13 protein-coding genes are annotated in these 13,508 nt (G+C 73.5%); 10 read left to right on the forward strand and 3 right to left on the reverse strand.

Features of this window, described 5'->3' with window-relative positions; all coding sequences use genetic code 11:
• The first annotated feature begins 149 nt into the window (after positions 1-149).
• From ACIF80_RS17995 to ACIF80_RS18030, 8 genes are all read left to right on the forward strand, one after another.
• Positions 150-812: a DUF6668 family protein gene (locus ACIF80_RS17995; RefSeq protein WP_399805584.1), complete on the forward strand. Its 663-nt coding sequence runs from the start codon at positions 150-152 to the stop codon at positions 810-812.
• A complete protein-coding gene (locus ACIF80_RS18000; protein WP_055596326.1) occupies positions 809-1,093 on the forward strand; it encodes a hypothetical protein in 285 nt (94 codons plus the stop codon). Before ACIF80_RS17995 ends, ACIF80_RS18000 begins: the two co-directional genes overlap by 4 nt.
• Positions 1,094-1,196: 103 nt before the next feature.
• Entirely contained in the window at positions 1,197-1,487 is a 291-nt protein-coding gene (locus ACIF80_RS18005) for a hypothetical protein (RefSeq protein ID WP_399805586.1), read from the forward strand.
• A gap of 16 nt (positions 1,488-1,503) precedes the next feature.
• Positions 1,504-2,235: a hypothetical protein gene (locus tag ACIF80_RS18010; RefSeq protein WP_399805588.1), complete on the forward strand. Its 732-nt coding sequence runs from the start codon at positions 1,504-1,506 to the stop codon at positions 2,233-2,235.
• A 46-nt stretch (positions 2,236-2,281) separates the two neighbouring features.
• Positions 2,282-3,493, forward strand: coding sequence for a hypothetical protein (locus tag ACIF80_RS18015; protein ID WP_399805590.1), 1,212 nt, complete (start codon positions 2,282-2,284; stop codon positions 3,491-3,493).
• A 157-nt stretch (positions 3,494-3,650) separates the two neighbouring features.
• Positions 3,651-5,144, forward strand: a complete 1,494-nt coding sequence (locus tag ACIF80_RS18020) for an SCO6880 family protein (RefSeq protein WP_399805592.1) — start codon at positions 3,651-3,653, stop codon at positions 5,142-5,144.
• A gap of 209 nt (positions 5,145-5,353) precedes the next feature.
• Positions 5,354-6,922: an ATP/GTP-binding protein gene (locus tag ACIF80_RS18025; protein WP_399806117.1), complete on the forward strand. Its 1,569-nt coding sequence runs from the start codon at positions 5,354-5,356 to the stop codon at positions 6,920-6,922.
• Positions 6,919-8,721, forward strand: coding sequence for a type IV secretory system conjugative DNA transfer family protein (locus tag ACIF80_RS18030; RefSeq protein ID WP_399805594.1), 1,803 nt, complete (start codon positions 6,919-6,921; stop codon positions 8,719-8,721). Before ACIF80_RS18025 ends, ACIF80_RS18030 begins: the two co-directional genes overlap by 4 nt.
• Positions 8,722-8,833: 112 nt before the next feature.
• Here ACIF80_RS18030 and ACIF80_RS18035 read toward each other — a convergent pair whose 3' ends face one another.
• Together ACIF80_RS18035 and ACIF80_RS18040 are read right to left on the reverse strand one after the other, a co-directional pair.
• Positions 8,834-10,066, reverse strand: a complete 1,233-nt coding sequence (locus ACIF80_RS18035) for a DUF418 domain-containing protein (protein WP_399805596.1) — start codon at positions 10,064-10,066, stop codon at positions 8,834-8,836.
• Complete coding sequence (locus tag ACIF80_RS18040) at positions 10,063-10,455, reverse strand: hypothetical protein (RefSeq protein WP_399805598.1); 393 nt, start codon at positions 10,453-10,455, stop codon at positions 10,063-10,065. The genes ACIF80_RS18035 and ACIF80_RS18040 overlap by 4 nt, the downstream gene beginning before the upstream one ends.
• A gap of 154 nt (positions 10,456-10,609) precedes the next feature.
• On the opposite strand from ACIF80_RS18040, the gene ACIF80_RS18045 reads away from it, so the two are divergent.
• Positions 10,610-11,674: an NlpC/P60 family protein gene (locus ACIF80_RS18045; protein ID WP_399805599.1), complete on the forward strand. Its 1,065-nt coding sequence runs from the start codon at positions 10,610-10,612 to the stop codon at positions 11,672-11,674.
• Positions 11,675-11,784: 110 nt separating this feature from the next.
• On the opposite strand, the gene ACIF80_RS18050 is transcribed toward ACIF80_RS18045, so the two are convergent.
• A complete protein-coding gene (locus tag ACIF80_RS18050; protein ID WP_399805601.1) occupies positions 11,785-12,669 on the reverse strand; it encodes a hypothetical protein in 885 nt (294 codons plus the stop codon).
• A gap of 267 nt (positions 12,670-12,936) precedes the next feature.
• Here ACIF80_RS18050 and ACIF80_RS18055 point away from each other — a divergent pair, with 267 nt between their 5' ends.
• Complete coding sequence (locus ACIF80_RS18055) at positions 12,937-13,437, forward strand: DUF4913 domain-containing protein (RefSeq protein ID WP_399805603.1); 501 nt, start codon at positions 12,937-12,939, stop codon at positions 13,435-13,437.
• Positions 13,438-13,508 lie beyond the last annotated feature (71 nt).

Here is a 13,508-nt window from a genome sequence, read left to right on the forward strand (position 1 = left end):
CCGCGACCGGTCACGCACCCGCCGCCCCAGCCACCGCCCAGCCGGTACGGCAGCAGCCCTCACCGGCGGCCCGCCCGCACCCGGCACCGCGCCCTGCCCCGCGGCCCGCGCAGCGGACCGAACCGGCGCCCGCGTCCCGGACCGCGCCTTTGGCCTCCCCCAGGACCCCGGGTCCGGTCAAGTCCCCGGGCCCGGCCGGGACTCCCGGTGCCCCGAAGTCCCGGCCGGGCCCGCCCAAGGCGCCCGGTTCCGCCGGGGCCGCATCCGTACGCCGGGCCGCCGCGGACCGGGCCGACACGGACCGGTCCGACACGAGCCGGTCCGCCGAAGCCGGCTGGGGCGAGCCCAAGCGGCGCAGGCCCCTGCGGGGCAAGTCCCCGGACGAGATCGGGTGGGTCAAGGCGCACGGCGGCGCCGGCGCGACCTCGCTGTGCGAGCTCCTCGGCGGCGTGGACGTGGGCGCCCGCTGGCCGGAGCCGGCGAAGGGCGAACCCCGCCGGATCGTGATCGTCGGCCGGACCAGCGCGCGGGGCATCAGAGCCGTCTCGCAGGCGCTGGGCGCACTGCACGAGGGCAAGGCCCCGCAGGGCCTCGACCTGGTGGCCGTGGTCCTCGTCGCCGACACCCCGAACCGGCTGCCGCTCAGCCTGCTGCGCCGCATCCGGGTCATCCGCTCCGTCGCCCACGTCCACCGGGTGCCGTGGATACCGGCCTGGCGCGTGGGCGGCCGACCGCGCTCGCTGCCCCGGAAGATCAACAAACTCGCCCAGTTGGTGGGCGCCGAAGTCCGCCACGAGGGAACCGCCTCATGAACCACCTGCTGTTCCACAGCCACCTCGCGGCCGACGACTTCGACCCGACCGCCGGCGGCGGCGCGATGACGATCCTCCGTCTCCTTGCCTGGTGCGCCTCGGCCGCCGGAGTCGCCGGTCTGATCATCGTCGGCATCCAGATGTCCATCCAGCTGCGCCGCGGCGATCCGGGCGAGGGCGGCGAGCACTTCCGCGGTGTCTTCTTCGTCGTCATCGCCTCTCTGCTCGCCACCTGCGCCGGTCCGCTCGTCGCGTTCCTCGGCGACCTGTCGCTCCAGTGACCGGGGGGTGGCACCACCACCCCCGGACCAGCACCACCTTTCCCACCGCTCATCACCTGCCCGCCCGCCACTGAGGCCGGGCACCGAATCTCCGGAGATCCCCATGTCCTCCTCACTCCTTCTCAAAGCATCGGTCTTCCTCGCCTCCGACGTGCCCGACCCCGGCCGGGAGGCCCCGGAGGAGCTGACGGAGAAGGTCAACACCGTGCTCGGCATAGCCGCCTGGGCCGGTACCGCCGCCGGTGTGGCCGGTGTGCTGGTCACCGGCGCGATGATGGCCATCTCCGTCAAGCGGGGCGAGAGCTCGGAGCACATGAGCCGTCTGGGCATGGTGCTCGGCGGCTGTGTCCTGGTGGCCACCGCGGGACCGCTGATCTCGTTCGTCTTCAACTGACCGGCGGTCGTCCGAGATGTTCACACGCAGGCAGCGGCAACCCGAGGAGTCCGGCCCGTACTGGCGTCAGCGCGGCTGGCAGATGTCGGCCGGGTTCCTCGCCGCCGCAGTGATACTGGGCGGGGTCGTCGCGCTGACTTCCGGTGGTGACGACCCCGCCCGCGCCACGGCAGGCCGCGGGCCGGTCGCCGAGCACGGCCGGCCCGGTGACTGCCGCACGGACGACAGCGCCGGTGACGCACGTCCGAAGTCCGCGCCCGAGGACATCACCTGGCGCAGGCTCGGCGCCGTGCGTGTGCCCGTCTCCCCGACGGCCGGACCGGTGCGCACCGAGGGCACGCCCTGGTGGTGTTTCGCCCGCACCGCCACCGGTGCCGTGATGGCCGCCCACGTCATCACCTCCCAGATGGGCATGTCCGACTGGGAGGCCGTGGCGGAACGGCAGGTGCTGCCGGGGAAGCCGCGCGAGATGTTCGTCTTCAAGCGCCGCACCATCGAGGGCGCACCGTCCGAGACCGCCGACCAGACGTCCGTCGCCTCCTACGTCGGCTTCTCGGTGAGCTCCTACTCGAAGAGCGCGGCAAGCGTGAACCTGCTCATGCGCGGCACGGACGGCTTCACCGGGGCCACCGTCAACCTGCGCTGGGACCGGGGGGACTGGAAGATCCTGCCCTTCAGCAACGGCCGCCTGTACTCCTCCGTGCGCACGGTGCAGAACACCAACGGTTACCTTCTGTGGGAGTCCTGACATGGCGTCGTGCAGCGATACAGGGGTTCCTGTCCTGGATGCCCTGGTGGGATTCTTCAAGTTCCTGGGCGATCCCATCGGCACCATCATGCAGGCGGTCGCGGACTTCGTCCTGGGCGCCGCGATCGAGGTGTACGCGTCGCTGGTCACCTCCATCCCGACCATGTCGTGGAGAGACGGCGGTCCAGCAGACAAGATCAACGCCATCTCACAGTGGGTCGTGGTCTATCTGGCGGTCGGCTCACTGCTCTTCGCCGCCGCCCGGATGGCGATCGAACGGCGTGGTGAGGCCGGCACGACCGCCCTCAAAGGCATCCTCCGGGTCATCCTCGTCGCGACAGCCGCCACCACCGTCCTGACCGCGGCGGCCGGAGTCTCGGACAGATACGCGCAACATCTGTTCGCTGCGGGGGCAGAGGAACACCTGAAGGGCATCGGCGAATGCACCGACGGGAGCACCCTCCAGGCCTTCCTGATGCTGATCCTCGCCTTCCTGCTGCTCATCGCCGGCATCATCCAGACGATCCTGCTCTACATCCGGCTCGGCGTCATGGTCCTGCTGCTGGGCACCCTCCCCATCGCCGCCGCCGCCTCCATGACGGACTGGGGCTCCGGCTGGTGGCGCAAGCACCTCGGCTGGCTGATCGCCTGGCTGTTGTACAAACCGGCCGCGGCCCTCGTGATGTACGCGGGCTCGGTGCTGATCACCTCGGACTCGGACGAGATCCACGAACGCATCGCGGGCATCGGCATCATGCTGCTCTCCGCGGTCTCGCTGCCCGCCCTGCTGCGGCTCGTCGTGCCCGCCACCGCCGCCCTCGGCGGAGCATCCGAGAGCAAGGCCATGTCGGCGGTGGGCGGCGGCCTGGCCACCGGTGCCCGCTCGATCGCGGGCGGCAGCGGCAGCAACGGACGGACCGGCCCGTCCGGTTCGTCCTCGTCCGCCGACGGCGGCGCCGCCGGCGCGTCCGGCAAGGGCGGTCCGAGCGGCTCCACGGGCGCGAAGGGCACGGGCGGCGGAGGTGCCGGCCAAAGCGGAGCCTCGGGTGCCGGTGGTGGTGCCGGTGCCGGTGCCGGTGCCGGTGCCGGTGCCGGTGGTGGCGGAGCGGCAGCCTCCGGTGCGGCGAGCAAGGCGGCCGCCGCGGCCGGGCCCGTCGGGGCGATCGCCGGCGCGGCGATCACCGTGGCCTCCGTCGTGGCCAGTACCGCCTCGGGCGCGGTGGACGACGCCGACGGCAGCCAGGGGCACAACCAATGACCGCCGGCCGGCGACGCCCGTACGTCCCCCCGTCGCCGGCCGTCCCCGGACGGCCGTCGGGCTCCCGATCCCCCGAGGGAGCCCGGCGGCCTCTTCCTCTTCCGCTTCCTCTTCCGCCGCCGTCCTCCGTCTCTCCCCGAAAGGAGTTCAGACCCTCATGAGCGCACAAGCCGCCTCCCACCCGACCTACGGGAACTGGCGCCGACCACGGCGACCGGGGCTCGGCCCCCTCGGGCTCGTCGGCACCTTCGGTGTCTTCGGCGGGCTCGTCATCACCCTCCTCGCCTCGCTGATCTCGCTGTACGCCGCGCTGGTCGTGCTCGTACCGGTCGTCGTGTTCCTGGTGCCGCTGGCCATCCGCACCCAGGACGGCCGCAACGTCTACCAGCTGATGACACTGCGGATCGGCTGGTGGCAGCGCAAGTCCAAGGGCGCGCACCTGTACGTCTCGGGGCCGCTGTCGCTCCGGCCGGGCGGCCGGTTCCGCCCGCCGGGCCTGTTGAACAAGGTCACCGCGACCGAGGGCCGCGACGCCTACGACCGGCCGTTCGGCGTGCTGCACCACCCGGCGCGCAACCTGTACACGATCGTCCTGGGCTGCGATCCCGACGGCGGTTCCCTCGTCGACCCGGACCAGGTCGACGTGTGGGTGGCGCTGTGGGGCGAGTGGCTGGCCCGGTTGTCCCACGAGCCCAGCCTGCGGGGCGCCTCCGTGATCGTGGAGACCGCCCCCGACCCGGGCACCCGGCTCGCCCACGAGGTGCTGCCCCGCATCCACGCCGACGCGCCGGAAGCCGCCCGCGCCGTGATGGAGGAGGTCGTCGAGCGCTACCCGACCGCCTCCTCCGAGATGCACACCTACATCACCCTGACCTACGGCGTCCCGCCCGGCCAGAAGCGCAAGAAGGAAGACGTCATCACCGACCTGGCCATCCGCGTCCCGGGCCTGCTCAGCGGGCTCGTCGCGGCCGGTGGCGGGGCCGCGTACCCGCTGTCGGCGGAGCGGATCGCCGAGGTGGTCCGGGTCGCCTACGACCCGGCCGTCGCCGCCGACGTCCTCGACGCCCGCGCCCAGCACGGTGGTACGGGCCTGGAGTGGGAGGACGCCGGCCCGGCCGCGACCGTCGAGACGGTGGGCAGCTACCAGCACGACTCGGGCGTGTCCCGCACCTGGCTGATGACGCTGGCCCCGCGCGGCACCGTCCGGTCCTCGGTGCTGCGCGGCATGCTGGAGGCGGCTCCCGGCACCCGCCGCAAGCGGGTGGCGCTGGTCTACCGGCCCATCGACCCGGCCACGTCGGCCCGCATCGTCGAGGCCGACCGGCGCAGCGCCCAGTTCATGGCCACGTCCGGCCGCGGCATGGTGCAGGCCCGCGCCGCCTCGGAGATGCGCGCGGCGGAACAGACCGCGGCCGAGGAGGCGTCGGGCGCCGGCCTCGTCGAGTTCTCGCTGATGCTGACCGTCACCGTCGACGACATGTCCGAACTGGCCGACGCGAACGTGTCGGTGCGCAACCTGACGGCGGCCTCCCGCGTGCTGATGCGGCCCGCGGACCGGATGCAGGCGGCCGCGTTCAGCTGCACCCTGCCCGCCGGGATCCTCCCCTGGGAGCAGACCCTCGTCCCGCACGAGATTCAGGAGGCGCTGTGAGCCGCCGGAGCGAGGAGCGCAAGGCAGAGCGCGCCGACCAGCTCGCCGAGGAGCGGGCCCGCGCCGCCCTGGCGGCCGGACAGGGCCCGTACGACCCGTCCTGGGCGGCGGGTCCGCTGCTCACGGAGCAGCGGACCGGCGGGGCGGGGTCAGGAAAATCCGGTGGGGCGGGGTCGCGGAAGCCGCCGCCCCGCCCTCGGCAGCCGTACATCCCGCCGCGCGGGTGGTACGGGGTCGGCGGCGGACGCGTCGGCTATCTCGACCCGCCCACCATGTGGCGGGCGACCACCGTGCAGGCCTGCGGCATGTGGCCGTTCGCCGCCGGTTCCGGTTCGCCGATGACCGGGGTGCCGCTGGGCCAGCACCTGTACACCGGTGCCACGGTCTGCGGCGACCCGCTGAACTGGTTCACCCGCGCCCGCTACATCTCCAACCCGTCGCTGTTCATGCTGGGCATGCCCGGTCTGGGCAAGTCGACCCTGATCAACCGGATGCTGATCGGGCTGTCCGCGACCGGTGTCGTCCCGCTGGTCCTCGGCGACCTCAAGCCGGACTACGCCGACACCGTGCGGGCGCTCGGCGGCCAGGTGATCTCCATCGGCCGCGGCCGGGGCGGCATCAACGTCCTCGACCCGGGCGCCATGGGCGCGGCGGCGAGCAGGATCGGCGGCGAGTCCGGCGAGGTGCTGAAGGCCGAGACGCACGGCCGGGTGCTGAACATGGTGGCCGCCCTGATCACCATCGTGCGCGGACGCCCGATGGACGACCACGAGCAGTCCGTGCTGTCGGCGGTACTGCACCACCTGCGCGAGCGCACTCCGGCCGGGCGGGCTCCGCTCCTGCCCGACCTGCTGCGGGTCCTCGTCGAGGGCCCCGACCGGGTGCGTGCCGTCACCCTCGACCGCGGCTCCGACACCCGCTACCGGGACGCCGTCGACCCGCTGCACCGTTCCCTGCTCGGCATCCTCGACGGCCCCCTCGGCGACACCTTCGCCTCCCCGACCTCCACCCGGATCGACCCGAACGCGCCCGCCGTGTGCATCGACATCTCCGGCATCGGCGAGGCCGACACCCAGCTGACCGCGGCGGCGATGCTCGCCGCCTGGTCCGACGGGCTCGGCACGGTGGCCGCCTCGCACGCCCTCGCGGACGCGGGACTGGCGCCCCGTCGCTGGTTCTTCACCATCCTCGACGAGCTGTGGCGTCCGCTGCGCGCCGCCTCCGGCATCGTCGACCGCATTGACGCGCTCACCCGCCTCAACCGGTCCCTCGGCCTCGGCGACGCCAAGATCACCCACACCCTGAAGGACGCCGAGGCCCTGGGCACCGACTCCGACCGGGCCAAGGCCCGCGGTTTCGTCGAGCGGGCCGGCATGGTGGTGTGCGCCGGGCTGCCGAAGACCGAGATGGAGGACCTGGGCAAGGTGGTGGGCCTGTCCCGGCGCGAGATCGACCTGGTCTCGTCGTGGTCGTCGCCGCCCGGCTGGGGCGTCTCCGGCGAGAACGAGGAGCCGCCCGGCCGTGGCCGCTTCCTCATCAAGGTCGGTGGCCGGCCCGGCATCCCCATCAAGGTCGCCATCACCGACGCGGAACGCCGCCTGCACAACACCAACACCCGCTGGACGCCGAACGAGGAGGTCGTCGAGCAGGCGGTGGCACAGGTCACCGAACAGGTCCGGCAGGCCGCCGAGATGGGCGCACTGCCGGTCCTCGGCGATGGACCGATGGACCCGTCGGGCCTCGGCGGGCCGGCCGGTCCCGGGAGGTGGACGCCATGAGCGGAGGCGGCCCCGGTGGCGGCGGCCACCAGGCGATGATGTCGTGGGCCATCGTGAGCATCGCCGGTTCGGCCCTGGCCCTGTTCACCTTCGTCTGGGCCGGCGGCACCCTCGGTGCCGGTGTCACCGGGCACGGCTGGGACGCCCCGCCGTTCGCCCTGTCCACGGTGGGTGAGCTGGTCTCCTCGGGGGCCGCGGGGCCATGGCCGGGCGCGCCGGCGGCCGCCGTGTACGGGGGAATGCTGGCGCTTCTCGTGCTGCTGCTGGTCCCCGTCGCGTTCGGGGTGCGGTATCTGCTGGGGCGGACCGGCCGCCAGAAGGGCCTGGCCGGGCGGCGCGAGATGGCCGCGATGTGCCCGAAGGGCATCGAGGCCCGCGCCCGCGAGCTGCGTCCCACGCTGAAGGGCCGCGACCGGGTGCACCCCGACGAGACCGGCAACCTCCTCGGCGACCTGATGCCCAACGGGCCGGAGCTGCGCAGCAGTTACGAGGACGTGGAACTGGACCTGATGGCACCCCGGGCCGGCAAGTCCACCGGGATCGCCGTGCCCCGCGTGCTGCGCGCCCAGGGCGCGGTGCTCCTCACGTCGAACAAGTCCGACGTGTACGCGGTGACCCGCGCCGAGCGCGAGAAGGCGGGCACGGTCTGGACGTTCGACCCGCAGGGCATCGCCCACACCCCGCGCGGCATGTGGTGGAACCTGCTCGGTGAGTGCCACACCATCGAGGGCGCCCGGCGGCTCGCGGGCCACTTCGTGGCGTCCGTCAACGACGACACCACGAAGAAGGACTTCTGGATCTCCGCCGCCCAGAACACCCTCACCGCCCTGTTCCTGGCCGCCGCCCGCGGCCGTGCCTCGGTGCAGGACCTGCTGGGCTGGCTCGCCGACCCCGCCGACCGCACCCCGATCGACCTGCTCCGCGACGCCGGACTCGTGGCGATGGCCGAGCAGTTGCAGGGCACCATCCGCGGCGCGGTGGAGACCCGGGACGGCATCTACGAGACGGCCCGGCAGACCGTCTCCTGCCTCCTCGACCCGGAGATCCTCGCCTGGGTGACACCCGACCCGCACATGCCGGAGTTCCGTCCGGACCAGCACGTGCTCGGCGCGGACACCCTGTACCTGCTGTCCAAGGACGGCGGCGGCTCCGCGGCGGGTGTCATCGCGGGGCTCGCCGACACGACGCTGCGGGCGGGCGTGGTGGCCGCCGAGCGGATGGGCGGCCGGCTCGACCCGCCGCTGACCGCGGTCCTCGACGAGGCGGCCAACGTGTGCCGCATCTCCGACCTGCCCGACCTGTACTCGCACTTCGGTTCCCGCGGCATCAACGTCGTGACGCTGCTCCAGAGTTACCGGCAGGGCGCGCGGGTGTGGGGTGAGATCGGGATGGACGCGCTGTGGAGCGCGGCCACCGTCAAACTCCTCGGCGCGGGCCTGGACGACGCGGACTTCGTGCAGAAGATCTCCACCCTGGTCGGCCAGCACGACGTGCGGACGCCGACCATCTCCCGCAGCAAGGAGGGCACGTCCCGTTCGTACTCCTACCGGCAGGAGTCCGTGCTGCCGCCCGACCGCATCCGCGCCCTGCCCAAGGGCACCGCGCTCCTGCTGGCCACGGGTGTCAAGCCGGCGCTGATCCGGCTGCGCCCCTGGTACAAGGAGCCGGGCGCGGGCGCCATCTCGGCGGCGGCGAAGGCGGAGGCGGCGGCGATCACGGAACGGGCCGCGGCTCGTTTTGTGGGCGGCGTGAGCTTCGACAAGCCGGCTCCGGCCGGCCGGGACGCCGCGCCGGCGTGATGCCGCGCGGCAGCCGCTCGGCCGGACCGCCGGGACCGCCGGGACCGCCGGGACCGCCGCCCGGAACGAACCGGGCCTGGGCACGATCCCGGCGAAGGCGCGGGAGGGGCCATCACGCAACGGACTTCGGCTCGTCCGCCGGATGGCTCACACTCCGACCAGCCGGCTCCGGCCGGCCGGGACGCCGTGCCAGCGTGATGGCGCGCAGCAGCCACTCGGCCGGCCCGTACCGCGTGCGCGCCGCCAGGCGGGCGCCCAGCGCGAGCTGGACGGCGTACAGGACGAGGCAGCCGAGCAGGACGGCGGCGCTGCCGACCCGGTCGTACAGGCCGAGTCCGTAGCCCGTGAAGACCCAGGCGAGGACCAGCGACTGGGTGAGGTAGTGGGTGAGCGCCATGCGCCCGGCGGCGGCCAGGAATCCGGCCGCCGCCGGGCGCATGACATCCAGCAGCAGGAGCAGCCCGCACGCGTACGCGGCGGCGAGGGCCGGCCCGGTCAGCACCGCCACCGCCTTCCCGACCATGAACCAGCGGTCGTCCAGCGGGCCGTCGGTGCAGCAGGCGGACAGCACCCCGCCGGCCAGACCGACCGGCAGCCACCGCACGACGACCCGCCGCAGCCAGGCCCGGTCCCGGCCGCGCCGCCGGGCCAGTGACGTCTTCGCGGCGGCCAGCCCCGCCAGGAACGCGGCCAGCTTGTTCGGGGCGTACAGCAGGGCCGTGGCGAACGCCGACGGCAGCTCCCGCAGGTGCTCGGCCAACACCTGCGCGGGACCGCCGCGATGGGCGGCGACGGCGTCGGCGGCCCGGGGGGCGTGCTCACCCACGGCGGCCGGGTCGGTGAGGGCGACGATCAGCAGTCCGTACCCGAGCAGCAGCACCCCGAGACCGGCGACCAGACCGGCCGCCAGGCGCAGAGCGGTCCGCGGGGCGAGCCCGCGCAGCCCGTACAGCACCAGCGCCAGCACCGCGTACGTGGTCAGGATGTCACCGGGGTACAGCAGCACCGCGTGGGCGATTCCGATGCCGAACAGGCCGAGGACACGCCGCAGATGCCGGGGGGCGAAGCCGGCGCCCGCGTGCCGGGCGGAACGCATCTGGAGGGCGAAGCCGTAGCCGAACAGGAACGAGAACAGCAGGTAGAACTTGGTGGCGACCAGGGCGGACACCAGCCAGGCCGCGATCCGGTCCGGGGCCGGCGCCCCGGGGCCGCCACCGGACACCGTGTCCGGGCCGGCCATCAGTTCCGCGTTGACCAGCAGGATGCCGAGGAGGGCGAAGCCGCGCAGGACGTCGAGTTCCCGGAGGCGCCGGCCGTCGCCGGCCGGGCGTCCGCCCGCGGTCACCGCGCCGCCACCACCCCGGTGCCGAACGCCAGCGTCGCGGTGAGGAACCAGCCGAACGACGGCGCCAGCAGGTGGCACATGTGCCACAGCCGGGCCACGGCGGGCCGCTCCCGCCGGTAGACCACCGGCACCTTCCCGCCGACCGGGGGCAGCCCGCACAGCGGCCCGTACCGGCCGGGGTCGAGGACGAGTTCACGGCCGAGGTGGTCGGAGAAGCGGACCAGGCCGCCGGGGCGCGGATCGGCCGCCGGGCGGTGGGTGACGACGCCCATGACGCGCAGTCCGCGCGCCCACAGACCCAGGGCGGCCAGGGCCGCCTTGAGCGCCGCCAGCAGGCAGCCGGCGCCGAGACCGAGACACAGCGCGAGCAGCAACAACTGACTGAACATACCGCTCCCAGGTCGGCCGACGCCCTCGGCAGCACAACGGGAGGCGCACCTCACCCGGTTCACCCGCCGCTTGAACCTCGGCACTTCGTCTCCCGTTGTGAGGATGCCCCGCCCCCGCATCCCCTGCGGGGCACACGAGAGGAGCCCGGCCCTGATGACCCGGACCCCGCGCGCACCCGGCAGGCGGACGGCCGCGGCCGTCGCCCTGGCCTGCGCCCTGACGGCGACGGTCCAGACGCCCGTACGGGCCGACCCCGAGCCCACCACCCTCACCGAGGTGAGGGACCGTATCGAGCGTCTCTACCACCACGCCGAGGCCGCCACGGACAAGTACAACGCCGCCGGCGAGAAGGCCGCTGCGAAGAAGAAACGTCTCCGCGGGCTGGACGCCCAGGTGACCGCCACCGAGACCCGGCTGACCCGCCTCACCTCGCTGGCCGGGGCGACGGCCCGCGCCCAGTACCGGGGCGGCGGACTGCCCGCCGAGGCACAGTTCGTCCTCACCGGCGACCCCGAACGCGCCCTGGACAACGCCTCCGTGGCCCGCCAGGCGCAGCAGGCGACGCAGCGTGTGCTGACGGCGCTGGCCGAGACCCGCGGAAAACTCGAGAAGCAGCGGGCTTCCGCCGAGGACGAGTTGCGGGAACTGCGGTCCGAACGGAAGAAGATGGCCGCCCACCGCAAGACCATCGAGAAGCGCATCGCCGCGGCCGAGGCCACGGAGGCGCGGCTGTCGGAGGAGCAGCGCCGCCGGCTGGCCGCGCTCGAGCGGGAGAAGGCCGCCGAGACGCACGCGAAGTGGGAGAAGACGGGCGTCCTCGACAAGGCCGACGGGGCCGACGGGGCCGGCACCGAGGAAAGCAGCGCCGGCCGCAAAGCCATTGCCTACGCCACCCGGCAGCTCGGCAAGCCCTACGTCTGGGGCGCCGAGGGCCCCGACACCTTCGACTGCTCCGGCCTCACCTCGCAGGCCTGGCTGGACGCGGGAGTGGTCATCCCGCGCACCTCGCAGGAACAGTGGCGCCTGCTCCACCGCGTCCCCGTCGAGGACATGCGCCCCGGCGACCTGATCATCTACAACTCCGACGCCACTCACGTCTCCCTCTACATCGGCGACGGCGAGATGATCCACGCCCCGCGCCCGGGGCGGTACGTGACGGTGGCACCGGCGGGGTCGATGCCCATCCTGGGGGTGGTGCGGCCGGGCGCCCGAACGTGAGGTGGGGCGGACCCTCATGCGGGTCCGCCCCACCTCCCGCCTCCGGTCCGGGCCGCTTGCGCTACCCCGGCGGCGGTTCCGCACCGCCGCCGGGCCGGACAGAAAGCTACCTAGTGGCCCCCACCTCCGCCTGCGCCCCTGCGGCGTCCTCCCTGCCCGTGCGACGACGACGAGCTGTGTGCCGGCGCGGGGGGCCGGCTGGGCGCCGAGTTGCCGCGCGACTGGGTCGGCTGCTGATACGGCTGCTGCTGCTGCTGCGCGAGGTACCCCGCGACATCCTGGTTGTACTGCGGCAGCGTCGGACCGTAGCCGCCACCCGTGGGCATCTGCTGTCCCCTGGACTGCTGGTACGGGTCGTGCATGGGCTGCGGAGACGCCACGGCCACCGCCGTTCCCACGGCCTGGGCCGCGGCACCGAAGCCCTGGATGCCCGGGTGGTTCATGCCGGCTCCGGCACCGTAGACGGCCCCTCCCGCAGTCGCGACAGCGGATCCCGCGAACCTGGCGAGGGAGGGGGCGGGCTGGGGCCTCGTGGGGTCGGCCCTGACGCTGTAGGCGTAGTAGGCCTGCCGGCCGGCCTCGGCCGCGTTGGCGGCCGCGGTCGCGCCGACCGCGCCGCCGTAGCCCTGCACGGCGGCGGTGGGGTCGGACGAGTACTGCGCCGCGAGCATGGCGGCCGACTGCCCCGCCAGCGGAGCCGCCGCCAGGGCGGCGTTGGAAGCGCGCGTCCAGCCGCTGTCGCCGGTCGGGGCGGCAGCGGGCGGCTGAGAATACTGCGAGTACTGCGACTGCGAGTACTGCGACTGGGACTGCCACGAACTGCTCGACGTGGAGGGCGGGTAGGGCCCGGAGCCGTCGCTCTCCGGGCTGCTGCTGCTCTGACGCTCCCGCTCGGCGGAACTGCTGCTCTGGTGGGTCCTGCCGCTCCTGCCGCTCCGGCGGCTCCCGCTGCTCTGTGCCGTATAGAAGCTGTCGTCCGAGTTGTTTCCTGACATGTGGCACTTCCTCTTCGTTCACGGATCGGGCCGTGGGAACACGACACCGTCGAACACGACTCTGTCGCGGAGTCATCAGCACAACGGCACCGGAGCGGCAAGGGTTCAGAGACCCCGGCCGCTGTCCCCTGAAGGCGGTGAACCCCGGGCACCGTCCGTGCGTTGTGGTGCCGGACACGACGAGGCCCGATCTCCACCCGAGGGAACATCCATGCGCAACCCCGTGCCAGCCACCTTCACACCCGCCGGAGAACGGGGGGAGCGGTCATGAGGAACGACACCGCTCCTGCCGCGCAGGAGGAGCAGAGGGGCGGTAACGAGGCCGGGGCGCCTCAGGAGCCGCCCGCCACACCCGGACCGCCGCCTTCCGCGCCCCTGTTCATCCTCTACTTCGAGGGCCCCGAGTACGTTCAGGCACTGCGGCAGCTGACCCTGTGGGCGCACCATGTGCTGCTGCCGGTCTACGGCCGGGAGGTCACCTCCTCCGCTCCCTGGTGCTCCCGCTGGTGGGAGCACCCGGAGGCGGTGGCCCAGCTCCATGGTCTGTGGCTCGCCTGGATGGACCTGACAGGTCCGGGATCCGGCCTGAGCGGGCCCGCCAACTGGCATCGCGACTACCTGCTGCCGGTGATGGCCTCCCTCCGGGACCCCTCGGGCCCCTTCGCCGGCTGCAAGCCCGGTATGCACCGTCCGAAGGAGAAGCCCACCGTCGAATCCCTGGACCCCTTCGGGCCCCCTCCTCCTCCGCCTCCGCCCGCGTCGGCCTGACGGAGTCGCGTCGCGTGCCGCCGCAGCAGGCGGCACGCGCCGAAAGGCCGTGCTGAACCACGCGGCCTCAC

Origin of the sequence: Streptomyces sp. NPDC085927 (assembly GCF_044540975.1) — a bacterium.
Classification (GTDB): Bacteria; Actinomycetota; Actinomycetes; order Streptomycetales; family Streptomycetaceae; genus Streptomyces; species Streptomyces hirsutus.